Source organism: Enhygromyxa salina (assembly GCF_002994615.1).
GTDB lineage: Bacteria > Myxococcota_A > Polyangia > Nannocystales > Nannocystaceae > Plesiocystis > Plesiocystis salina_A.
Map to the genome: position 1 here is coordinate 64295 of NZ_PVNK01000114.1, position 22949 is coordinate 87243.

21 protein-coding genes are annotated in these 22949 nt (G+C 69.5%); 5 read left to right on the forward strand and 16 right to left on the reverse strand.

The window, feature by feature from the left end:
• Window positions 1-4: 4 nt before the first annotated feature.
• The 9 genes from ENSA5_RS11195 to moaD form a co-directional block, all read right to left on the reverse strand.
• Complete coding sequence (locus tag ENSA5_RS11195; protein WP_106391630.1) at window positions 5-871, reverse strand: beta-keto acid cleavage family enzyme; 867 nt, start codon at window positions 869-871, stop codon at window positions 5-7.
• Complete coding sequence (locus tag ENSA5_RS11200; protein WP_106391631.1) at window positions 868-2901, reverse strand: acetyl/propionyl/methylcrotonyl-CoA carboxylase subunit alpha; 2034 nt, start codon at window positions 2899-2901, stop codon at window positions 868-870. Before ENSA5_RS11200 ends, ENSA5_RS11195 begins: the two co-directional genes overlap by 4 nt.
• A 3-nt stretch (window positions 2902-2904) precedes the next feature.
• Window positions 2905-3069: a hypothetical protein gene (locus ENSA5_RS37475; RefSeq protein ID WP_181197638.1), complete on the reverse strand. Its 165-nt coding sequence runs from the start codon at window positions 3067-3069 to the stop codon at window positions 2905-2907.
• A 113-nt stretch (window positions 3070-3182) separates the two neighbouring features.
• Window positions 3183-4019: an enoyl-CoA hydratase/isomerase family protein gene (locus ENSA5_RS11205; RefSeq protein ID WP_106391632.1), complete on the reverse strand. Its 837-nt coding sequence runs from the start codon at window positions 4017-4019 to the stop codon at window positions 3183-3185.
• Window positions 4020-4032: 13 nt separating this feature from the next.
• Window positions 4033-5199 carry an acyl-CoA dehydrogenase family protein gene (locus ENSA5_RS11210; protein ID WP_106391633.1) on the reverse strand — a complete coding sequence of 389 codons (1167 nt, stop codon included), beginning with the start codon at window positions 5197-5199 and terminating at the stop codon, window positions 4033-4035.
• 9 nt (window positions 5200-5208) lie between these two features.
• Window positions 5209-6873, reverse strand: a complete 1665-nt coding sequence (locus ENSA5_RS11215; protein ID WP_106391634.1) for an acyl-CoA carboxylase subunit beta — start codon at window positions 6871-6873, stop codon at window positions 5209-5211.
• Window positions 6873-7766: an SDR family oxidoreductase gene (locus ENSA5_RS11220; protein ID WP_106391635.1), complete on the reverse strand. Its 894-nt coding sequence runs from the start codon at window positions 7764-7766 to the stop codon at window positions 6873-6875. The genes ENSA5_RS11215 and ENSA5_RS11220 overlap by 1 nt, the downstream gene beginning before the upstream one ends.
• A gap of 94 nt (window positions 7767-7860) precedes the next feature.
• On the reverse strand, window positions 7861-8682 hold the full coding sequence (locus ENSA5_RS11225) for an enoyl-CoA hydratase/isomerase family protein (protein ID WP_106391636.1): 822 nt from the start codon (window positions 8680-8682) through the stop codon (window positions 7861-7863).
• A 25-nt stretch (window positions 8683-8707) separates the two neighbouring features.
• A complete protein-coding gene (gene moaD / locus ENSA5_RS11230; RefSeq protein ID WP_106391637.1) occupies window positions 8708-9385 on the reverse strand; it encodes a molybdopterin converting factor subunit 1 in 678 nt (225 codons plus the stop codon).
• 347 nt (window positions 9386-9732) lie between these two features.
• Here moaD and ENSA5_RS11235 point away from each other — a divergent pair, with 347 nt between their 5' ends.
• From ENSA5_RS11235 to ENSA5_RS37480, 4 genes are all read left to right on the forward strand, one after another.
• The gene (locus ENSA5_RS11235; protein ID WP_146155572.1) at window positions 9733-10623 is read left to right on the forward strand and encodes a SprT family zinc-dependent metalloprotease; all 891 of its coding nucleotides are present in this window, start codon (window positions 9733-9735) and stop codon (window positions 10621-10623) included.
• A 7-nt stretch (window positions 10624-10630) separates the two neighbouring features.
• Window positions 10631-11158 (forward strand): HD domain-containing protein, encoded by a 528-nt coding sequence (locus tag ENSA5_RS11240; RefSeq protein ID WP_106391639.1) that lies wholly within the window; start codon window positions 10631-10633, stop codon window positions 11156-11158.
• Window positions 11159-11226: 68 nt separating this feature from the next.
• Complete coding sequence (locus ENSA5_RS11245; RefSeq protein ID WP_106391640.1) at window positions 11227-11976, forward strand: potassium channel family protein; 750 nt, start codon at window positions 11227-11229, stop codon at window positions 11974-11976.
• Between the two features lie 148 nt (window positions 11977-12124).
• Window positions 12125-12892, forward strand: coding sequence for a hypothetical protein (locus tag ENSA5_RS37480; protein WP_181197639.1), 768 nt, complete (start codon window positions 12125-12127; stop codon window positions 12890-12892).
• A 66-nt stretch (window positions 12893-12958) separates the two neighbouring features.
• Here the strand turns inward: ENSA5_RS37480 and ENSA5_RS11260 are convergent, their stop codons facing one another.
• The 7 genes from ENSA5_RS11260 to ENSA5_RS11290 form a co-directional block, all read right to left on the reverse strand.
• A complete protein-coding gene (locus ENSA5_RS11260) occupies window positions 12959-13435 on the reverse strand; it encodes a CBS domain-containing protein (protein ID WP_106391642.1) in 477 nt (158 codons plus the stop codon).
• Between the two features lie 724 nt (window positions 13436-14159).
• Entirely contained in the window at window positions 14160-14573 is a 414-nt protein-coding gene (locus ENSA5_RS11265; protein ID WP_146155573.1) for a hypothetical protein, read from the reverse strand.
• A 39-nt stretch (window positions 14574-14612) separates the two neighbouring features.
• Window positions 14613-15092 carry a YbhB/YbcL family Raf kinase inhibitor-like protein gene (locus ENSA5_RS11270; protein WP_106391659.1) on the reverse strand — a complete coding sequence of 160 codons (480 nt, stop codon included), beginning with the start codon at window positions 15090-15092 and terminating at the stop codon, window positions 14613-14615.
• Window positions 15093-15459: 367 nt separating this feature from the next.
• Complete coding sequence (locus tag ENSA5_RS11275) at window positions 15460-16596, reverse strand: Rieske 2Fe-2S domain-containing protein (protein ID WP_106391644.1); 1137 nt, start codon at window positions 16594-16596, stop codon at window positions 15460-15462.
• Between the two features lie 63 nt (window positions 16597-16659).
• Complete coding sequence (gene meaB, locus ENSA5_RS11280) at window positions 16660-17646, reverse strand: methylmalonyl Co-A mutase-associated GTPase MeaB (RefSeq protein ID WP_106391645.1); 987 nt, start codon at window positions 17644-17646, stop codon at window positions 16660-16662.
• Window positions 17646-19838: a methylmalonyl-CoA mutase gene (gene scpA / locus ENSA5_RS11285; protein WP_106391646.1), complete on the reverse strand. Its 2193-nt coding sequence runs from the start codon at window positions 19836-19838 to the stop codon at window positions 17646-17648. The genes meaB and scpA overlap by 1 nt, the downstream gene beginning before the upstream one ends.
• A gap of 1 nt (window position 19839) precedes the next feature.
• Window positions 19840-21771, reverse strand: coding sequence for a methylmalonyl-CoA mutase family protein (locus tag ENSA5_RS11290; RefSeq protein WP_106391647.1), 1932 nt, complete (start codon window positions 21769-21771; stop codon window positions 19840-19842).
• A 299-nt stretch (window positions 21772-22070) separates the two neighbouring features.
• On the opposite strand from ENSA5_RS11290, the gene map reads away from it, so the two are divergent.
• A complete protein-coding gene (gene map / locus ENSA5_RS11295) occupies window positions 22071-22898 on the forward strand; it encodes a type I methionyl aminopeptidase (RefSeq protein ID WP_106391648.1) in 828 nt (275 codons plus the stop codon).
• Window positions 22899-22949 lie beyond the last annotated feature (51 nt).

A 22949-nucleotide genomic window follows, 5' to 3' on the forward strand; every position in this document is an offset into this window, starting at 1 on the left:
TGGATCAGGCGGCGCGCAGGCCGAAGATCTCGCGGGCCTCGTCCGGCGAGGCGACCCCCCGCCCGGCCGCGCGCGCGCACTCGGCCAGGGCCTCGATCAGCGGGCCGTTGCCCGAGGTCTTGTCGCCGCTGGGCAGGTAGAAGGTGTCCTCGACCCCGGTCCGCAGCTGCCCGCCGAGCTCGGCGGTGCGCTGATGCAGGGGCCAGACCTCCTGGCGACCGATCGCGGTGACCTGCCAGGTGCTGCCGTCGAGGCGGTACTGCTCGAGCAGCTCGAGCAGGCGCGGATCGGCGGGCATGCCCGAGGCCACGCCCATCACGAAGTTGTAGTCGGGGTGATCGGTGAGCCCGGCCCGCACGAACAGCTCGATCGAGCGCACGATGCCGACGTCGAAGCACTCGAACTCCGGCATCGCGCCGGTCTCGTCCATGACCTTCAGGAATTTTTCGATCTTGCTGACGGGGTTGTCGAACAGCATCGGCGGCCAGGCCCACTGACCGTTGCTGCGGACCTTGAGGTAGTTGAGGCTGCCGGCGTTGCAGGCCGCGATCTCGGGCTTGATCCGGCGCATGCACGCGGCCGGGCCCGAGATGTCATCGCCGACGACCCCGGTGCTCATGTTGATGATCACGCCTGGGCAGGCCTCGCGGATCGCGTCGATGATCGCGCCCGCGACCTCGGGCTCCCAGGTCGGGAGGTGGCCGAGCTTCGGCGCCTGGTTGCGGAAGTGCACGTGCATGATCGAGGCGCCCGCGTTGAAGGCGTCTTTGGCCGATTGGGCCATCTGTTCGATCGTGACCGGGACCGGGTGCTGCTGGGGGTTGGTGAGGACGCCGGTGATGGCGCAGGTCAGGGCGGCTTTGTCGGTCATGTCGAGGGCTCGTCTTGGGTGGGGGGGGCGTTGATCGTGACGAGGAGCTGGGCCTTGTCGACCTGATCGCCGACGCCGACGCGGACCTCGCCGACGGTCCCGGCGATCGCGGCGGTGATCGTCGACTCGATCTTCATGGCCTCGAGGGTGAGCAGGCGCTGGCCGGGTTCGACGGCGGCGCCTGGCTCGACCCACACGCCCAGGACCCGGCCCATGCTCGGCGCGCGGACTGTGCCGCCGTCGCCTTCGCTCGCGCTGTGCGTCGACTCGTGGGGGCGGTGCTCGGCGAAGGTGTGGGTGGTCGCGTCGAGCTCGAGCTGGAGCTCGTGGGTCGAGGTCCAGGCGTAGTGGGCCCGGCGCTGGTGGCCGTCAAGCTCGAAGCGCAGGCCGAGGCCGTCGTTGGCGAGCACCGTGATCTCGGCGGCTGGCGCCTCGGGCTGTTCGACGCGCCAGCGCGGGGGGCCGTCGCTCGCCCCGGGTTGGGGGGTCAGGGTCAGCGCGATCACGGTCTCGCCGCAGCGCAGCTCCAGGGCCGAGCTGCTGCCGTGGGCGCTGTGCCAGGCGACCGGGAAGCCGGCGCGGGAGTGGGTGTGATCGCGGACGGTCTCGAGCCAGACGACGGCGGCCAGGGCGATCGCGTCTGCGCTCGGGCCGGGTTGAGCCTCGCGGAGCTCGGCGGCGGCCTCGGACTCGACGAAGGCCGTCGTGACCTGGCCTCCGACGAAGGCGTCGTGACGCAGAAGATCGATCAAGAAGCGCTTGTTGTGGGCAGGGCCGAGCAGGGCCGTGTCGCGCAGGCCGAGCAGCAGCCGCCGCCGGGCGTGCTCGCGGGTGTCGCCAAAGGCGATCAGCTTGGCGATCATCGGGTCGTAGTCGCTGCCGATCCTCTGGCCCCGGGTGCGGCCGACGAGGAGCCCGTGATCGACGCGGAGGCCGGGGATCTTGGCGGGGCGCCAGGCCAGGACCTCGCCGGTCTGGGGCAGGAAGCCGGCGCCGGGATCCTCGGCGTAGAGTCGGGCCTCGATCGCGTGGCCCGCGAGCACGATCTGCTCCTGGACGAGGGCCAGCTCGCGGCCGGCCGCGACCTCGAGCTGCCACTCGACGAGGTCGAGGTCGGTGACCATCTCGGTGACCGGGTGCTCGACCTGGAGGCGGGTGTTCATCTCGAGGAAGTAGAAGGAGCCGTCGCTCGCGAGCAGGAACTCGACCGTCCCCGCGCCCTCGTAGCCGATCGCCTGGGCCGCCGCGACCGCGGCCGCGCCCATGCGCTTGCGCAGGTCCTCCTCGACGACCGGGCAGGGCGACTCCTCGATGATCTTTTGGTGGCGGCGCTGGGCCGAGCAGTCGCGCTCGCCGAGGTGGATCGCGTTGCCGTGGGCGTCGGCGAACACCTGGATCTCGACGTGGCGCGCGCCCTCGATCAGCTTCTCGATCAGCAGGTCGCCGTTGGCGAAGGCGTTTTGGGCCTCGGACCGGGCGCTGTCGATCGCGGCCGCGAGCTGCTCGGGCCGATCCACCCGACGCATGCCCCGACCGCCACCCCCGGCCACGGCCTTGAGCAAGATGGGGTAGCCGATCGCCTCGGCCTCGGCCGTGAGCCGCTCGACGCTCTGCTCGCCGTGGTAGCCCGGGACCGTCGGGACCCCGGCCTCGATCATGCGCGCCTTGGCCCGGGCCTTGTCGCCCATGGCCTCGATCGCCTCGGGCGGCGGGCCGACGAAGACCAGCTTGGCCGCCGCGCAGGCCCGGGCGAAGTCGGCGTTCTCGGCCAGGAAGCCGTAGCCCGGGTGGATCGCGTCGGCGCCCGTGCGCTCGGCCGCGGCGAGGATCGCCTCGACGCTGAGGTAGGACTCGGCGGCCGCGGCCGGGCCGATGTGGACGGACTCGTCGGCGAGGGAGATCGCAAGGCCGTCGGCGTCGGGGGTCGAGTAGACCGCGACGGTCTCGTAGCCGAGGGTGCGGGCGGTGCGGATCACCCGGGCGGCGATCTCACCGCGGTTGGCGACCAGGAGCTTGGAGAAGGTGGGCATGGGTCAGGTGGGGTTGGATGTCACTTCGGAGGCCAGGGTCAGTTCCTGCATGGCGGCCGCGATATCGGACACCAACTTCTGCCAGGCAGTTAGTTGTGTGATGGGTCCGTCGGTGTCGAGTCGCTCGAGCAACTCTTGGCGGAGCTTGGCAAATTCCTCGTCCGGCACAGGGCCGCGATGATCTCGACAAGCGACCCCTTTGTGCCTCCCTCAGCGATGAGTGCGAATCGAACTTGTGGCATGTCAGTCGCGCCGCTTCGTCGCGGCGATCTTACTCGACTTCAGGCGTCGTCGCGGGCCCAGGCGGGGTCGCGCTTCTCGATGAAGGCCATCGTGCCCTCCTGACCCTCGGGCCCGCGGATCGCAACGGCGAAGTCCTTCGCCGCGCGGTCGAGCAAGACCTCGATGTTTTCGGACAGCGAAGAGATGACCAGATCCTTGGTCACCGCCACGGCTCCGGGCGCGCAGCGGCGGATCTGGGCCAGGGTCGTAGCGAGCCCGGTCTCGAGGGCCTCGTCGTCGTCGTAGACCTCGTGGACGATGCCGATCTCGCGAGCCTGGCGCCCGTCGAGCCGGCCACCCGTGACCGCGAGGCGCCGGGCCTGGGTCAGGCCGATCCGTCGCACGATGAACGCGGCGATCTGAGCGGGCGGGATCCCGAGCGAGGTCTCGGGCAGGCGGAATTTGGCGTCGGCCCGGGCGAGGCTGACGTCGGCGACGCAGGCGAGCCCGAAGCCGCCGCCCATGACGGCGCCCTCGATCACGGCGACGACCGCCTGCGGCGCGGTCTCGATCACGCTGAGCATGGTCCCGAATTTGCGGTTGCCGACGGCCATCGGATCGTCGGGCCCGCCGATCTGCTCGGGGGCCGGGGCCATCCGGGCCGCGGCCATGTCTTTGATGTCACCGCCCGCGCAAAAATGGCCGCCCGCGCCGCGAATCACGACGACGCGGACCTCACTTTGGTCGGCGAGCGCGTCGAACACCGCGATGATCTCCTCGACCATCGCAAAGCTCATCGCGTTGCGGACCTCGGGCCGGTTGAGGGTCAGGTGCAGGATCGACCGCTCGAGTCGCAGGGCCAGGTGCTTGGTCGTGGGCAGCTCGAAGTCCGTCATCTCGTCAGGCTTTCTACTTCTTGGCGCGCTTGGGCAGGGTGCCCATGAGCTTACAGATGATCCCGAGCATGACCTCGTCGGCGCCGCCGCCGATCGAGACCAGGCGCCCGTCGCGGTAGCCACGGACGACGAAGCTCTCGTTCATGTAGCCCATGCCGCCGTGGAACTGAACGCACCAGTCGCCGACCTCGCGGCACAGGCGGCCGGACTTGAGCTTGCACATCGAGGCCAGCTTGGCCACGTCCTGGCCGCCGACGTAGAGCTCGGTCGTGCGATAGACGAGGGCCTTGAGCGCCTCGGCCTCGGTCGCGAGCTCGGCGAGCTTGAAGTGCACATACTGGTTGTCGAGGATCGACTGGCCAAAGGCCTGGCGCTGGCCCGTGTACTCGATCGTCGCGGCCAGCATGCGTTCGATCGCGCGGATCGAGTTGGCCGCGCCCCACAGCCGCTCCTCTTGGAACTGCAGCATCTGATAGATGAAGCCGTAGCCCTCTTGACCGATCAGGTTGCGCTGCGGCACGCGCACGTCCTCGAAGAAGATCTGGGCGGTGTCGGAGCTGCGCATGCCGAGCTTGTCGAGCTTGGTCGAGCGGTCGACGCCCTTGGCGTCGAGCGGGACGACGATCAGGCTCTTGCTCTTGTGCGGCGCGGCGCCCTCGACGGTGTTGACGAGGCAGCACATCCAGTCGGCCTGGTAGCCGTTGGTGATCCACATCTTGCCGCCGTTGATGATGAAGTCGTCGCCGTCCTTGCGGGCGTGGGTCTTGACGCTCGCGACGTCGGACCCGGCCCCGACCTCGGACACGCCGATGCAGCCGACGAGATCGCCGGAGATCGAGGGCTCGAGGATCTCCTTCTTCAAATAGTCGGAGCCGAAGCGAGCCAGGGCGGGGGTGCACATGTCGGTCTGGACCCCGATCGCCAGCGGCACGCCGCCGCAGTTGATGTTCGACAGCTCCTCGGCCATGGCGATGGTGTAGGAGTAGTCGAGCCCGCCGCCGCCGTGCTCCTCGGGGTACTTGAGCCCGAGCAGGCCCTGGTCGCCGAACAGCTTGAAGACCTCGTGGGCCGGGAACGCGCCTGCAGCCTCCCACTCGTCGACGTGGGGGTTGATGTGCTTGTCGATGATCTGATTGACGGTCTTGCGCAATAGCGCGTGCTCTTCACTAAACAGGGGCATGACGGACTCCTACATGCGGGCGACGCCGAAGCTGGTGGGGGTGAGCGTGCGGGCCTCGGCTTCGCGGCAGGTTGCGAGGGCCATGGCCAGGACCCGGCGGCTGTCGCGAGGGTCGATGATCCCGTCGTCCCACAGCCGCGCGGTCGCAAACAAGGCGGTGGACTCGGACTCAATTCGGTTGACGAGGGTCTCGCGCATCATCCGGACGTTGTCGTCGCGGACCTTGCGGGCGGCGTCGTCGAGCATGTGATCGGTGGCCGCGAATTTGGCCTTGGTGATGATCTCCATGACCATGCCGATCTGCTCGGCGCCCATGACCGCGACCTTGGAGTTGGGCCAGGCGAAGATGAAGCGCGGATCGAAGGCCCGCCCGCACATGCCGTAGTTGCCCGCGCCGTAGCCCCCGCCGACGAGCAGGGTCAGCTGCGGGACCGTGGCGTTGGCCACGGCCTGGATCATCTTCGACCCGTGCTTGACCGCGCCGCGCTGCTCGACCTCCTTGCCGACCATGTAACCCGTGGTGTTTTGGAGGTAGAGGATCGGCAGCCGCGACTGGCAGCACAGCTGGATGAACTGCGCGGCCTTGCACGAGCCCTCGGGCATGATCGGCCCGGCGTTGGCCACGATCCCGCAGGCGTGGCCCTCGATCGCCGCGTGGCCGCAGACCGTGTCGGTGCCCCAGCGGGCCTTGAATTCGAGGAAGTCCGAGTCGTCGACGAGGCGCGCGATGAGATCGCGGATGTCCCAGGGGTGGCGAGGGTCGGGCGGCACGAGGCCGCACAGCTCGTCGATGTCGTAGCGCGGCGGCGCGAAGCTGCGCGCGGGCGCCTGGGCCGAGCCCCGACCCGCGCCCCGACCCGTGTCGAGGTTCCACTGCAGCTTGGCGACGAGCTCGCGGGCGATGCGGATGCCGTGGGCGTCGTCCTCGGCGAGGTACTCGGCGAGGCCCGAGACCTCGGCGTGCATCTGCGCGCCGCCGAGCTCCTCGTCGCTCGCGTCCTCACCGATCGCGGCCTTGACCAGCGGCGGCCCGGCCAAGAACACCTTCGCGCGGTCGCGGACCACGATCACGTAGTCGCTGAGCCCGGGCAGGTAGGCGCCGCCCGCCGTCGACGAGCCGTTGACGACGGTGATCTGCGGGATCCCGGCGGCCGACATCCGCGCCATGTTGCAGAACACCTTGCCGCCCTCGACGAAGATCTCGCTTTGGTAGTTGAGGTTGGCGCCGCCGCTCTCGACCAGGCCGATCCCGGGCAGCTTGTTCTCGAGCGCGATGCGCTGGGCCCGGAGGCTCTTTTGGAGGCCCATCGGCGCGATCGAGCCGCCTTTGATCGCGCTGTCGTTGGCCGTGATCATGCAGCGCACGCCCGACACGAAGCCGATCCCGATGATGTTGCCGCCGCCGAGCGTGTCCTTGCGCCCGTTGTCGTCGTGCATCTTGTAGCCGGCGAGGGTCGAGAGCTCGAGGAAGGGGCTGCCGGGGTCGATCAGCCGGGCGACGCGCTCGCGCGGGAGCAGCTGGCCGCGCTTTTGGAACTTTGCCCGCCGGGCCTCGCCGTGGGCCCGGACCTTGGCCTCGAGCTCGCGGAAGCCCTCGACCAGCGCCAGCATCTGGGCGCGGTTTTGCTGGTAGGCCTCGGAGCGGGTGTCGAGGTTCGATTCGAGGATCGGCATTAGTCTTGGGGTTTGTCGAGCTTGGTCACCGCGCGCAGATCCTCGGGCAGCGAGGTCCGGTGAAAGCCGGGGTAGGGCAGCGAGCGGTCGTGCGCGGGCATCGGCCAGTGGTGGGGCATGAGCGGGGCGCCGCCGTCGACGGCCAGGGTCTGACCGGTGATGAACGAGGCGGCGGGTGACAACAAAAAGCAGATCGCCGCCGAGATCTCGGCCTCGACGCCGAGGCGCTTGAGCGGGACGGCCTCGGCGAGCTTAGGGAACATCGCGCGCACGGCCGGGGGGTAGGTCTGCATGCCGGAGCTGGCGATCCAGCCGGGCGCGACCGCGTTGACGCGGACGCCCGCGCGGGCCCACTCGACGGCGGCGGTCTTGGTCAGGTTGATCATCCCGGCCCGGGCCGCGCCCGAGTGGCCCATGCCGGGCATGCCCTTCCACATGTCGGCGACGATGTTGACGATGACGCCGCCGTGCTTCATCAGGTGCTGGGTGAACAGCTCGCGGGCCATCAAGAAGCCGCCGGTCAGGTTGGTGCGCACGACCGTCTCGAAGCCCTTTTGGTTGATGCCTTCGAGCGGCGCGGTGTACTGACCGCCCGCGTTGTTGACGAGGCCGTGGACGGCCCCGCGCTCGCTCAGGATCGCGGCGATCGTCTCGCGGACGCCCTCCTCGTCGCGGATGTCCTGGCTGCGACAGCTCGCGTTGCCGCCGTCTTCGAGGATCTCGGCTTTGACCGCTTCGACCTTCTCGAGCTTGCGGCCGAGCAGGACCACGTGGGCGCCGAGGGCCGCGAGCTCGTGGGCGGTGCAGCGGCCGATGCCGCTACCGCCTCCGGTGACGATGATCGTCTGGCCGGCGAACAGGTCGGGACGAAACACAGACCGGTAGTCGCTCACGGCCCACGACGCTGCCCGAAGCGAGCCGCGCTGTCAATGCGAATGCCTCGCTAAACAGTGTTCTATGGCGGAAGAGAGCGGTCGAGATCGATGCTCAAAGCAGCCGCGACCACAGCGGCCGGGTGACCTGCAAAGTCAGGAACATCAGCGCCGGGCCGCGTTTTTTCTTGCCCCACAAGAAGCGAAATTGCCCGGCCAAGAAGGGGCTGGCCAGGAACGCGTCGGCGAGCGCCTCGGACTCCTCGGCGTTGACGGCCTCGAGCTGCTCGCGGGTGAACTCGCCCCGCAGCGTCCGGGCGCGGCCCTCGTCGGCCCAGCCTTCGGCGATCCGCTGGGCCTCGTCGAGGAGCTGCTCGTGGGGCACGACCCACTCGGCGAGCCCGATCTCGTGGGCTTGGGTCCCCGTTGGCTTCCAGCCCTCGGCGCCGAGGAGCCGGGCGGCGACCTGCTCGCCAAAGAGCTGAGGAAAGAGGGCGCTCGAGCAGCCTTCGGGGGTGATGCCGAGGGCGCCGAAGGGCGTCGAGAAGGTCGCGCGCTCCGAGGCGATGATCGCGTCGCAGAGCACCGCCGAGGTCACGCTCGCGCCGATCGCCGGGCCGTTCGCGGCGACGAGGATCGGCTTGGGGAAGCGCAAGAACACCTCGAACAGGGCCTTGTTGTGCTCGACGATCAGCGCCCGCAGCGTCCGCGGGTGGCCGAGCTGCAAGACCCCGCTGAGGTTCACGCCCGCGCAGTAATAGGGATCGGCGCCGGTCAGGATGACCACAGCGCTGTCGGCGTCGTCAGCCGCCCGCGCGAGCGCAGCCATCAGCGCCTCCATCATCGGTCCCGTCCAGCCGTTGAGGCGGGCGGGCATGTTCATGGTCAGGGTCGTGACCCGGTTGCGGGTCGAGGTCAGGACGAGTTCGGATGTCATGGTGTGTTGTCCGGGAGTTGAGCCGTCAGGGTCCTTGGCCGATCCACTCGCCGCCCTCGCGGTCGACTTCCTTCTTCCAGATCGGCACGTTCTGCTTGAGTCGCTCGATGATCTCGCGGCAGGCGTGAAAGGCTTCGGCGCGGTGCGGCGCGCTGGCGGCGATGACGACGGCGGTCTCGCCGATGCCGAGCCGGCCGACGCGGTGCTGCAGGGCCACGCGGGCCCCGGAGACCTCGGCTTCGACGGCGAGGGCGATCTCGTCCATCTTGGCCACCGCCATCGCCGGGTAGGCCTCGTACTCGAGCCACTGGACGACCTTCCCGCGGCTGTGCTCGCGGACCTTGCCCGTGAAGGTTGCGACGCCGCCCGCGTCGCGGTGCTCGACCGCGGCGAGGACCTCGGCGAGCGAGAGCGGCGTGTCACGCAGGCGCGAGCGCTGGCCCGCGTGGTCGATCGGGGCCCCGCCGCTGACGGGCGGGATGAGCGCTAATTCGTCGCCAGGCGCCACGGGGTGCGTGTCGCGGACGAATTCTTGGTTGACGGCGATCCGGCAGTGGTCGAGGGCGTCCCCGATCTCGGGGTGGGTCGCGCGGATGTGCTCGCGCAGCTGCGCGACGGTGGCCGGCTCGGGCAGCTCGAGCTCGATCTGCGCGGCGCCGACTCGCTGACGAATTCCGGCGAACAGCAGGACGGTCAATCGCATGGCTGGGGATCTCGGCTGGGACGCACCTTGTCTGGTTCGGATATAGTGGCAGGGGCCGGCCTCGGGCAAACTCGGGCACAGGCCGCAGTCAGAACCGCCCTCCGAAGGCAAATTCGAGATGATCGTCTCCGCCCCACGCCGGGGATCCGCGAAATTCGATCGCGCACCAGCGCGATTCTATGCTTGGCGCGCGTCGCCGGTTCCACTGCTTCGCCGCAGGCAGGAGCCACACGATCGCGTCGGAGACTCTCTTGGCAGCAACCTCGCCGACCTCGCCACTGGTCCTGCGCGCGCCCGCAGCAGCTCGGAGCGCCGCCCGGATCGCATCTTTGTACAGCGCTGAATTGATGTCCCGTTCCAGCGCAGCCAAACGCCGACTTCAGCCGCAGCCCCGCGCGGACGGGCGCTCCTGGGTCGCCGACGACGGCGCCCACGAGCTCGCCCGCGAAGTCGAGGCCGAGCTCGAGGCCGAGCTCGAGCTCGGGGACTGCGCGAGCTCCGACCCCGACGACACCCCCTTCGTCGAAGAGAACTACAGCGCGCTCCCCGGCTCGCAACAAGAGGTCTTGCGCGTGGAGCTCCAAGATCGCCTCGGCGCCTACCTCAGCCGGGGCCGGGCGCGCGTCGTCATCACCGACAACCTGCGCACGATGATGTCGGTCAAGCGCGGCCAGGGCGTCTACACCTTCCGGCTCCACCACATGTTCATCGACGCGCCGCCAACGATCCTCCGCGGTGTCGTCGCCTACGCCGAGCGGCAGGACCCCGCGGCCTCCGAGCTCCTGCGCAGCTTCATCGACGCCAACGAAGACGCGATCCGCCAGCGCAGCGGCGCGCGCCCGCTCTCGATCGACGTCGAGGGTCGCTTCGCCAACCTCCAAGAGATCTTCGACGAGCTCAACGAGTACTACTTCGGCGGCGCGATCAAGGCCCGGATCACCTGGGGCCCCCGGACCAAGCGCAAGCGCAAGCGCGCGTCGATCAAGCTCGGCAGCTACACCGTCGAAGACGAGCTGATCCGCGTGCACCCGGTCCTCGACGCCGAGGACGTCCCCCGCCACTACCTGGCCTGGGTCGTCTATCACGAGATGCTCCACGAGATTCACGACATGCCGATCGTCGACGGCCGCCGCGTCTATCACACCCGCGCGTTTCGACAGGCCGAGGCCAAGTTCGAGCAGTATGCAGAGGCCGTGCTGTGGGAGCGCCAGAATTTGCACAAGCTGCTGGATCGCTAGCCCCGCGATGGCGCCCGCGCTCGAGACCGGCGCTGACGCGCTCGCGCTGCTCGTCGAGCTCGGGGTTTCGCCGCGCTTGCTCCGGCATCACGAGCTCGTGCTCGAGGCCGCGGTCGAGCTGACCGACGGGCTCGCGCGCAGGCTTGGGGCGCGCTTTGACGCGGGCGAGGTCCAGATCGGCGCTGCGCTCCACGATGTTGGCAAGCTCGTCCACCCGGGCGAGCTCAGCGGGCCGGGGCATGAGCACGAGGAGGCTGGCCGGGCGCTGCTGATCGACGCGCGGGTGCCCGAGCACCTCGCGCGCTTTTGCGTGACGCATGCAAGCTGGGACGAGCCGACCCTGGCGATCGAGGATCTGCTCACGGCCCTCGCCGACAAGCTGTGGAAGGGCAAGCGCGTCGCGCAGCTCGAGCGGCGGGTGATCGATCATCTGGCGCACCAGCTCGAGCTGCCGAGCTGGCGGGTGTTCGATGTGGCTGACGCGGTGTTCGAGGCCGTCGCAGCGGGGGCCGACGATCGCCTTGGGCGCTCGTGAGCGTGAATCAGGGGCTGAACGGGGGAGCTTCAGGCGCGCGCGGGCCAGGCAGGTGTAGTTTCGCCGTCATGAACCAGGACAACATCGGCGAGTCCGAAGGCTCAAAGGAGCAGGCGTCCATCTGGGAGCGCGCGCTCGGCTGGCTCGGCTACGTCAACAACGTGTTGTTGCTGCCGATGTTCACGATCTTGGTGCTCGAGGCCATGCAGACCCAGAGCGTCGAGTACTTCGACACGATCAACCACTTCTTTTGCGCAATGTTCTTCAGCGAGTGGTTGCTCGGGCTGCTCCTCGCCGACAACCGCATGAGCTACCTGCGCAAACCCGAGAACATCGCTGATGTTGTCTCGTCGATCCCTTTTACCGCCTTCGCCCAGGGTCTGCGGGTCGTCCGGCTGCTGCGACTCCTGCGAATTTTTCGGCTGGCCATGCGCCTGCGTCGCTTCAAGGGCAAGAGCGCCAAGGCCGTGCGTGCCTTCGGGTTCTTCGGTGCCCTGGTGATGACTGGCGCGCTCGCGTTTCGTATCGTCGAGCCACAGACGACGAGCGGGCTCGACGAGGCCTTGTGGTGGTCGATCGTGACCTTGAGCACCGTCGGTTATGGCGACATCACTCCGACGACCTCGAGCGGCCACATGGTCGCGGCCTTCGTCATCTTCGCGGGGGTCGGCGTATTCGGCTACATGGCCGGGTTCATGACCTCGATCCTCGAAGATCCGGAGGAGGACGAGATCCTCGACACCGTCAGGCGCCTCGAGCTGCAGCTGGCCACGCTGCAGACGACGCTCGAGAGTTCGCTTCCGAACACGAAAGACTGAGGGTCCAGATCGATCGGCGGGGCCTGGCCGCGGATTGCACGCAGGCGCTCGCGGGTCGCGATCATCTCGGGCCCAACATGGATCGCTCGGAGCCCAGCCTGGCTTCAGGCTGGACAGCCCAAGCGCCGCCAGGGATCATCCTCCAACCATGCGCGCATCTACTTTTTTTCATGCCCTCATCTTCGCGCTGCCCTTGGGGTTGGTGTTCGCATGCGCCGGGGACGACGGCGATGGCGATGGCGCGACCGGAGCCGGGACCGAGGAGTCGGGCGATGGGGACGGAGACGGCGACGGGGATGGAGACGGGGACGGGGACGGCGATGGAGACGGGGACGGCGACGGGGATGGAGACGGCGACGGAGACGGCGACGCGTGCAGCGACCCCGAGGCGACGATCGAGCTCCAGCGCCTGCTTGCGACCACGACCGAGTTCCCCGACCCGATCCCCGAGATGGACAGCGTCGAGCTGGCGGTGATGCAGTCGGGGATCGGCTCGGACGACCGGCTCTACCTCTACGCCGACTACGACCTCGCCGACCAGACCTTCACCACGCAGTTCATGTACCTGACCTTCTCGCTCAACGACCAGGGCTGTGCGCTCAACGCCGCGGTCGACCTCGCCTCGCTCGACATGGTCACGCTGCCGGTCGTCGACGCGAGCGAAGGTGGCTCGGAGCCCGTCGAGCTCGCGCCGCTCGGCGGCGGCGGCGTGACGCCGGACGGGCAGGGGATCAACGTCTGGGACATCACCGACATCGAGCTTCAAGACGAGGACTGCGGTGACTCGCCGCTCTACTCCGTGTCCTACAGCCCGATGGGCGGGCCCTACACCGTGCTGTGGAGCTACACCGGGTCTGACGCGCTGGTCCGGAGCTTGCGCCTCTACGCGGGGGCGGTCGCGGATCTGTGCCCCTGAGCGCGGGCCGCTAGGCCTGAATCAAGCGCTGCGCGCTCGACTCAGGCCTTCTCTTTGGGACTCGCGCTAGTTTGAGCGGGGTTGGGCTCGCGCCTGGGCCTGCGGCCGGGGCTGGCAGATCGCGTCGAAGGTCTGCACGACCTCGCGGTCGATGCCGTCCTTTTGCTGCTTTTGCGCGTAGCGAGCGATGTCGTTGAGGGTGAGGATCCCGATCGGACGATTGTTGGCGTCGATCACGGGCACGCGGCGGATCTGGTTTTGGCTCATCAGGCGCTCGGCCTTGTCGAGCTTGTCGTCGGCGTGGCAGGTGAAGAGCTGCTTGGACATCGCCTTGGACACCTCGATCTCGCGCAGCGGCTCGTCTTGCGAGTAGGCCGTCATGCAGATGTCGCGGTCCGTGACCATTCCGATCGCGCTGCCGCTGTCGTCGACGACCGGGAGCGCGCCACAGTCGTTCTCCGACATTCGCTGGGCCGCGGTCTCGAGGGTGTCGCCCGGCCGACAAGTTGCGACCGGCTTGCTCATGAGTTTCTTGACGTTCATCTGTCTGTTCCTTTTCCGGGGGGCAAACACGATCGGCTTGGGGAAATAAACGTCCAGCGGCCAGGGTGGCTCCCGTCGAGCAGTTGCCGCGTTCAGGATGAGGAGTGTGAGCGGAGCGTTGGCGGCGTCGGAACGGCCGCTGCGCGTGCCTCTCGTGGGGTTGGCAAAGATCTCGAAGTTTTGTGTGTCGCCGAGTCCGCTGGCTATTGGTTTACCGCGGTTCCGCCCGTCCACTCGTCGCCAAGCTCGGTCACGGTTTTTGCTCGTCGGCCGTCCCCCGGTGCGATGCAGCCGGGTTCATCCTTCCTCGTCTCGCTTCCTCTTCAGAGTTCCTTCGCTCATCCTCCCGCCCCTTCCTTTGAGTCGGGGCTCTACCTGTTTCGGCTTTTTCGCCCTCTGCGCGACCTCACCCAGAGCGTCCACGGTGTGCGGGGGGTCCAATCCCCGCTCTGTTCCGTCCTCAGGCTTTCTCAACCTCTCGACGGTTTACTCCGCTCTCGGTTTTGTGGGCTTGTCTCGTCCCACTGCCACGTGCAGGGTTCGCTGTCGGTCCGGGGCCGATCCCCCGGTCGCTGGACATTGCCCGACATTGCACGACACGTGCCACGATGATCGGCCCCGGGATCGAGCCGACGCGGGGGCGATGGGCGACTCGGGATGTGGGCAGCGTGGAAAACTTTCCGCGGAGGTCGTGAGTCTCCCCGGTGCTGACCTGTGTGACCGCTCAGTTCGACGGGGCGCCGAAGACCGCGGCGCACGCCCCGTCCTGACACGCGCAGTGTCCCTGGCCGCAGTCCATCGTCCCGGGCTTGCACTCTCGGGTGCACGCGACCTCGGAGCAGTCCGGGGCCTGCGACGCCGGGACACAGCTGGTCGGGTGGCAGCACTGGGCCGGGACGCAGTCGCCGTCGGCGCTGCAGCTCGCGTTGTCGGGGTTGCCGGGCTTGTCGCCGGGCTCGTCGACGTCGCCAGGGTCGCCAGGGTCGCCGGGCTTGTCGCCGGGCTTGTCGGGGTCGCCGGGGTCGCCGGGGTCGCCGGGGTCGTTCGCGGGGTCGTCGGCGCGGGGCTCCTTCGAGCCCGCGCAGGCGATCATCGAGGTCACGACCAGGCTCAGGAGTAGCACGCGTGGGGTGGTCACCGGCTCAGCATAGCCGACACGTCACGGTGCGCGCGGCGCCTACTTTTGATCCTCGGCGTGCTGCTTTTCGTAGGTCCCGATCAATTGCGCCTCGGCGAGGACGTGGCCGATCATCGCGTCCTCGAGCTCGGCCTTGGTCGGCTCGCGGAGATCCCCGAGGGTCGTGTCGAGGGCATAGAGCTTGTGGAAATAGCGGTGCTCGCCGATCGGCGGGCACGGCCCCCCGTAGCCCGTGTGATCCCAGTCGTTGCGACCCTCGCGGGTTCCGGTCGGGAGCTGCGTCGCGCCCTCGGCCGAGCTCTCGACCTCGGCGGGGATCTCGTAGAGTACCCAGTGGACCCAGGTTCGCTTGGGCGCCTTGGGGTCGGGGGCGTCGGGGTCGTCGACGATCAGCGCGAAGCTTCGGGTCCCGGCGGGCGCGCCGGACCAGCTCAGCGGCGGTGAGATGTTCTCGCCCTCGCAGGTGTACTTGGACGGGATCGCCTCGCCGTCGTCGAACGCAGAAGACTCGAGCAGCATGTCGGTGGTCATCGCTTTCGCCTCCGCCGCGGGGACCGGGCGCGCACACCCGGCCGCGAGCAGCAGCCCGAGCGCCGCCTTGATCGGGAGCTGCGCCATGCTCAGGAGTGTAGTCCGGCTATGCGTGCAGCGGGCGAGCGCGCAGGTCTAGCAGCCCGGGGTGCAATGCATCGTGTCGCCTCGCGCCGGAATTTTCGCCGAGGGCGCGAAGCCAAAACGCCGCTGTACCGGGCGTACTGCAAGTTTTGGCGACAAAGCCCTCGGCGAAAAGACCAAGCGAGGCGGCGCGATGGATTGCACCCCGGGCTGCTAGCAGCCCCGGGTGCAATGCCTCGCGCCGGGTGCGGCGGTGGGCTCCGTCGATGGATCAGCCGTTGGCGGCGGCTGCCTGGGGTGCGTCGGCCAGCTGCTCAGGCAAGCCATCCGGCAAGTAGTCCGGGGGCCAAAAGCGCTGGCACCACTTGCGGTACGCGACGATCGGCCCGTCGTCGGGCAGCGGCTTGGGGTTCTCGAGGAAGGTGCGCTTGGTCCAGATCATCTCGTCGCCGTCGAAGTCCTTGGTTGCGATGGCCAAAAACACCCGCGAGAGGATCTCTTCGAAGCCGAGCTTGAGCACCCGTCGCGCGAGCTTGCTGACGGGGTTGTCGATCGTGTGCTTGACCGAGGTGATCGCCCTGATGTGACAGTCGGTCTGGTTGACCGGCGTGATCACGATGATGTTCATGATCTGGAGGCTGCCCTGCTCGGGCGTGAGCTCGGAGATCGCGAGGGCGAGCCCGGGGCCAAACACGCGGACATCGAAGCGAAAGGGGCTCGAGTAGGCCTTGCCGAGCCGCCGGATCAGCGGGCTCGGGCTCTGGGCCCCGGCGATCCAGGTCATGTTCATGACCGCGGAGAACGAGCCGTCTTCGTCCTCGGCCGGGTGGCGCTCGATGCCCTGCAGCTCCCAGCAGTGGACGGCGTAGAAGTGCTGGATGTCGATGATGTTCTCGGTTGGGAAGAACACATTCGTTGGCTGGAGCGGGCGCCCGGCGTTGGTCACCGGCTCGCTCCAGCCGTCGAAGAACCCGGGCGCGGCGATCGGCAGGGGCCGGTCGGGCTTGGTCCGGTCGGTGCCGTGCCAGATGAAGATCGACGCCGCGACCTCGTGGACCGTCCACGGCGGCGACTTGACGTGGCGCAGGCTCGTTTGGTCCTTGACGAAGTCGCCCTTGACGCACTGGCCCTCGCCGTTGAAGTGGAGGCCGTGGAAGGGGCAGCGCACGCAGTCGTCTTCGATCCGCCCGCCGACGCCCCGGTGGCCGCCAAAGTGGGGGCAGTGGGCGTCGAGCACGTGGACCTTGCCGGCGGTGTCACGAAAGGCGATCAGCTCGTGACCCATGAAGTTGAAGGTCGTGATCTTGCCAGGCACGACCTCGCTCGAGCGAAGCGGTGAAAACCAGTCGTGCACATACTGCGGGGGCGGCCGCATGTAGCGTTTGGTGACATTCTTGATTCTCGCCATCGCGGGCGAGGTTAGCACGGAGGTGCGCGTGACCCGGGGCGCGCGGTGACCTTGCGTGGGGGGTCAGGGCCCACGAAACACGGACAGCAGCTCGACCGCCGCGTGGTCGGGCGCGACCCGACCCTCTCGCACCGCCAGCTCCAGCTCCCGAACTCGCCCCTGAACCCGCGCGTCGTCGCGAAAGACGCTCATGATCCCCCACTCGATCGCCCGCCACATCGCCTCGACCCGCTGCTGCGCCCGCTTGGCTTCCCACTCCCCAGCCTCGGTCGAGACCTCGCGGTAGCGCTCGACCTGTGCCCACAGCTCGGCCACCCCCGCGCCGCTGAGGCCCGAGCAAGTCACGACCGGCACCGTCCAGTGCTCGCTCTTGCGCGGCATCAAATGCAGCGCCCGCGCATACTCGACCCGCGCCCGCCGGGCCTGCTCGAGGTTGTCGCCGTCGGCCTTGTTGATCGCAACCAGGTCGGCCAATTCCAGGATCCCGCGCTTGATCCCCTGAAGCTCGTCGCCGGCCCCCGCGAGCATCAAGACCAGGAAAAAGTCGACCATCCCGGCGACCATGGTCTCGCTCTGGCCCACGCCGACGGTCTCGACGAGCACGACCTCGTAGCCGGCCGCCTCGCACAGCAAGATCACCTCGCGGGTCCGCCGAGCGACGCCGCCGAGGGACCCGCGGCTCGGTGAGGGCCGGACGAAGGCCAGGGGGTCGCGGGCGAGCTCCTGCATCCGGGTCTTGTCGCCGAGGATCGAGCCGCCGCTGATCGTGCTCGAGGGGTCGACCGCGAGCACGGCGACCTTGGTCCCGGCCCCGGTCAGCTGGCGCCCGAGGGTCTCGATGAAGGTGCTCTTGCCGACGCCCGGGACCCCGGTTACCCCGACCCGCAGCGCGGCGCCCGTGTGCGGCAAGAGGCGCTCGAGCAGCTCGCGGGCCCGGGCTTGATCGGCCCCGAGGCGGCTCTCGAGCAGGGTGATCGCCCGCCCGAGCGCGCTGCGATCCCCCGCCCGCACGCCGGCCGCGAGCGCGCTGACGCTCGGCCGCTCACGCATCAGAGCGCGAGCTCCAGGGCCTGCGCGAGGCCGTCGAGCACGGCGTCGGCGGCCGCGGCGAGGACGGTCCCGGGCCCGAAGATCGCGGCCACGCCCATGTCGAGCAGCGCCTGGTGATCCGCGGGCGGGACCACGCCGCCGACCACGATCATGATGTCGCCGCGCCCGAGCTGGGCGAGCGCGGCCTTCAGCGCCGGGACCAGGGTCAGGTGTCCGGCCGCGAGCGAGCTGACGCCGATCACGTGGACGTCGTTCTCGACGGCCTGGCGCGCGGTCTCTTCGGGGGTCTGAAACAGCGGCCCGACGTCGACGTCGAAGCCCATGTCGGCGAAGCCGGTCGCGATGACCTTGGCCCCGCGGTCGTGCCCGTCTTGACCCATCTTGGCCACGAGCAGGCGCGGGCGGCGGCCCTCTTGCTGCTCGAACTTCGCGGTCCGCTCGACCACGCGCTCGACCCCCTCGCCCTCGCCGTCCTTGCGGATCTCGCTCGAGTACACCCCCGCGATTGTACGCGTCTGGGCGACGTGGCGGCCCCAGACCTGCTCGAGGGCGAGGCTGATCTCGCCGACGGTCGCCTTGGCCCTCGCGGCGTCGACGGCGAGCGCGAGGAGGTTGCCCTCGCCGGTCTCGGCCGACCGGGTCAGGGCCGCGAGCGCGCGCTCGAGCGCGGCCGGGTCGCGCTCGGCCCGGAGCTGGCTGAGGCGCGCGAGCTGAGCCTCGCGCACGGCGCTGTTGTCGACGCGCAGGACCTCGATCTCGGGCTCGTGCTCGAGCACGTTGCGGTTGACGCCGACGACCGTCTGGTGGCCGCCGTCGATCCGGGCCTGGGTCCGGGCCGCGGCCTCCTCGATCCGGAGCTTGGGTACGCCGGCCTCGATCGCCTTGGCCATCCCGCCGATCTCCTCGATCTCGGCGATCAGCGCCCGGGCCCGGTTGGCGAGCTCGTGGGTCAGGCGCTCGACGTAGTAGCTGCCGCCCCAGGGATCGACGACCTCGCAGATCCCGGTCTCTTCTTGCAGCTGGATCTGGGTGTTGCGCGCGATCCGGGCCGAGAGCTCGCTGGGCAGCGCGAGCGCCTCGTCAAAGGCGTTGGTGTGCAGCGACTGGGTGTGACCGAGGGTCGCCGCGAGGGCCTCGACGCAGGTCCGGGCGACGTTGTTGTAGGGGTCGCGGGCGGTCAGCGACCAGCCCGAGGTCTGGGAGTGGGCGCGCAGGGCCAGCGACTTTGGGTTCTTGGGTTTGAAGCGCTCGACGATCTCGGCCCACAGCAAGCGCCCGGCCCGGAGCTTGGCGACCTCCATGAAGAAGTTCATGCCGATGCCCCAGAAAAACGAGATCCGCGGGGCGAAGGTGTCGATCGGCAGGCCCGCGGCGATGCCCGTGCGGATGTACTCGAGCCCGTCGGCCAGGGTGTAGGCGAGCTCGATGTCGGCCGTCGCCCCGGCCTCTTGCATGTGATAGCCCGATACGGAGATCGAGTTGAACTTGGGCATGTGCGCGGCGGTGTGCGCGAAGATGTCACCTATGATCCGCATCGAGGGCGCGGGCGGATAAATATAGGTGTTGCGGACCATGAACTCCTTGAGGATGTCGTTTTGAATGGTCCCGGTCAGGGCCGCCTGGTCCACGCCCTGCTCCTCGGCGGCGACGATATAAAGGGCCAGGATCGGCAGGACCGCGCCGTTCATGGTCATCGACACGCTCATGCGATCGAGGGGGATCCGATCGAACAAGATCCGCATGTCGAGGATCGAGTCGATCGCAACCCCGGCCATCCCGACGTCGCCGACGACCCGGGGATGATCGCTGTCGTAGCCGCGGTGGGTGGCCAGATCAAAGGCGATCGAGAGCCCCTTTTGCCCGGCCGCGAGGTTGCGCCGATAAAACGCGTTGCTGGCCTCGGCGGTCGAGAAGCCCGCGTACTGGCGGATCGTCCACGGGCGGACCGCGTACATGGTCGAGTAGGGCCCGCGCAGATAGGGCGGGAAGCCGGGCGCGGTGTCGAGCTGGCCGGCCTCGTCGGGCTCGCGCAGGTGCTCGGCGGTGTAGAGCGGCTCGACCTCGAGGGTCTCGGGCGTGGTCCAGGGCTCGAGCTCGGCGGCCTTGCGGCGCAGCTCGTCGAGGCTCGGGCCCGGGGTCGGGATCGCGTCAAAATCGAGGTTGGCCCAGTCGGGCAGTGGTTGCTCGGACATCTCAGGCCTGCTCCTGGTCGGGGGTGATCACGCCGAGCTCGGCCATGGCGTGGCTGAGCTCGCCGAGCAGATCGCAGCCGCGAAACACGAAGCGCGGCGGCGGCTTTGACGGCCACTCACGGGGCGGGGCGGCGATCCAGACTTGTTTGGCTCCGGCCTCGCGCAGGGCCTCGACCAGGCCCTCGGGCAGATCCTGGTCGCGGGCGCAGATGACCGCGAGCGCGCAGCCGCTGTCGCGGAGCCCGGCGGCCGCGGCCTCGCGGGTCGCGGCCCCGCTGGCGACGACCTCGAGCCCGCCCGCGCGAAAGCAGTTGGCGGCGAACTCGGCCCGAGCCTGATGCGCCGCGATCGAGCCGAGCTTGCACGAGTAGATCTTCGGTCGCGCGCCCTGCTCTTGGGCCCAGGCCTCGGCGGCGTCGCGGAGGCGCTCGAAGGGCGCGGCCAGGCGCAGGCGCGTGAGCTTGGGGACCTCGGCGGGCTCGAGCACGGGCCCGGTCCGCTGGGGCTCGGGGCCGTCACCCGTGAAGCTGTTGGGCGCCTGCGCGGGGGTGGGCTGCTCGTCGAGGACCGGGAAGGTGCTCACGCCCGTCAGCGGCAGCTCGCGGGTCGCGGCGGCCTGGCGGAGGCGCGCGGCCGCGGCCGCGATCTCGCGCTGGATCGATCCGGACACGAGCGAGGCGACGAGCCCACCGCTGGCCTCGAGCTCGCGGAAGCGCTCCCAGGCCGCCCGCGCGAGGGCGTCGGTCAGGCTCTCGACGTACCAGCTGCCGCCGGCTGGATCGATCACGCTGGCCAGCTGCGACTCCTCGCGCAGGATCAGCTGGGTGTTGAGCGCGAGCCGACGACCGAGCTCGCTGCCGCGTCCGAGCCCCTCGACCGCGTCGCCCTCGGGCCCGCGGAGCCCGTCGAAGGCCGCGCTGGCGACCGAGTTGGCGCCCCCGAGCGCGGCCGCGAAGCTGGCCACGGTCCCGCGCAGGAGGTTGACCCACGGCCCGTAGCGGGTCCACGACCTCGGCGAGGGCGTCGCGTGGATCCACAGCCCGGGCGCGGCCTCGCCCGGGTGGCCGGCCGCGCGGGTGAACTTGGCCCACAGCAGCCGCGCCGCGCGGAGCTTGGCGATCGCCTCGAAGGGCCGGCCGCCGATCGGCAAGGTCCACAGCATCGTGCCCGCGAGGTCGGCGATCTCGAGGCCGAGGCCGACCCCGCGGCGGAGCAGCTCGGCGCAGGTCGACAGGGCCAGCGCGAGCTCGTGCGCGTCGCTGGCCCCGGCGTCGTGATAGGGCGAGGTCGAGACCCCGAGGACGCCGGGGGTCATGCCGAGGATCGTGTCGGTCAGCTGGCCGAGCGCGCCCTCGAACCCGCGCTCGAGGCTGCCGGTCTGCACGAGCGTGGCGATCGGGTCGTAGATCACGCCGCCGTGGCTGGGCCCGCGGCCGAGCTCGACGGTCTCGGGCCCGTCGCTCGAGCTGTGCTCGTCGATCCACAGCTCGAGCGCGTCGGCCCACGCGGGCGCGAGCAGGCCCGCGTCGATGAACACAGGCGTGCGCGTGGGGTCGATGCCCTCGAGCAGGGTGTCGAGCTCGCGCGAGGGGTCGCAGACGAGCCCGTCGGGGACCGCGCCGGGCTCGCGACCCGCACGCAGCTCGCTGTCGATCACGAAGCGCAGGCCGTCGGCGCCGAGCTCGAGGTCGCGCCGGGCGGCGGCGTTGGCCGCTCGCACGTCGGCGTGGTGGTAGTCCTGCACGCGCAGCCAGCCCCGGCCTGGGAGCTGACGAGGCGCAGGGGCCCCGTCGTCGCGCAGGTGGAGCGGCGGGAGCTCGAGGCCGTCGGCGCTCGTGCGCGTCAAGCTCGCGAGGGCTCGGCCCTTCAGATCTTTGCTGGCCCTGGCTTCCCACTGCGCGCGGGTCACGGGTGGAAACGTCTTTTCACGCATGCGGCTCGCTCCTGCGAGCCTACTTAGCAGACTCCTCGCCGCCTCGGCGATGACGCTCCTCCAAGCTCAGCCTCATGGCCCGCGGTACCCGAGCGCCGCTGGCCGGGACTGTCGCCTGGGACCCGGGGCCGAGGGCTGCGAGCTTGCCGGGCCGCAGGCCCGAGTCTTGGCCACGCTAAACACAGAACAGCATGACCTGGCATTGGCCAGGTGAGGGCGTTCGCGAGCTTCGCCTGGCGTAATCGCCACCCGCGCCGCCTGTGGTTGACGGTCGCGACCTCCTCGGCTAGGAACTGCCAATGGCTATCGTCATCCACGGTGCCGACGAGATCGTCAAGATGCGCGTCGCCGGCAAGATCGCTGCCGGGACACTGGCGTACGTCGCGAACAAGCTCCAGGCCGGGGTGACGACCAAAGACATTGACAACTGGGTCCGTGAGGACACCGAGCGGCGCGGGGCGCTCCCGAGCCAGCTCGGCTACAAGGGCTTCCCGGCCTCGGTCTGCACCAGCCGCAACGAGGTTGTCTGTCACGGCATCCCCAACCCGGCCCACGTCCTCGTCCCCGGCGACATCGTCAACGTCGACATCACCTCCAACATCGACGGCTACCACGGCGACACCTCGGCGACCTTCCAGATCGGCGAGGTCAGCGACGAGGCGCGCCACGTCACCGACGTCTGTCGCCGCTGCCTGCTCGCGGGCATCGAGGTCGTGCGCCACGGCGCGCGGCTCGGTGACATCGGCGCCGCGATCGTCGAGATCGCCGACAAAGAGGGCTGCGGCGTGGTCGAGGAATTCGGCGGCCACGGCATCGGCCGCAAGATGCACATGGCCCCGCACGTGCCCCACATGGGCAAGGCCGGCCGCGGGGTCCGACTGCGCGCGGGCATGACCTTCACGATCGAGCCCATGATCACGATCGGCCACCCGCACGTGGTCATGCTCGACGACGGCTGGACGGCCGTGACCCACGACGGCACGCCCACGGCCCAGTTCGAGCACACGATCCTGGTCACCAAGACCGGCTACGAGGTGCTCACGGCCCAGCCCGAGCCGCTGCGTCTCGTCGCGCCCGCGCACCCCGAAGGCGCGGCCGAGGCCGCCTCCGCTCCGGGCGCCGCCTGAGGGCCGCGGCCGCCGCTCGGGCAGCTCGGCGCTCGGGCAGCTCGGCGGGCG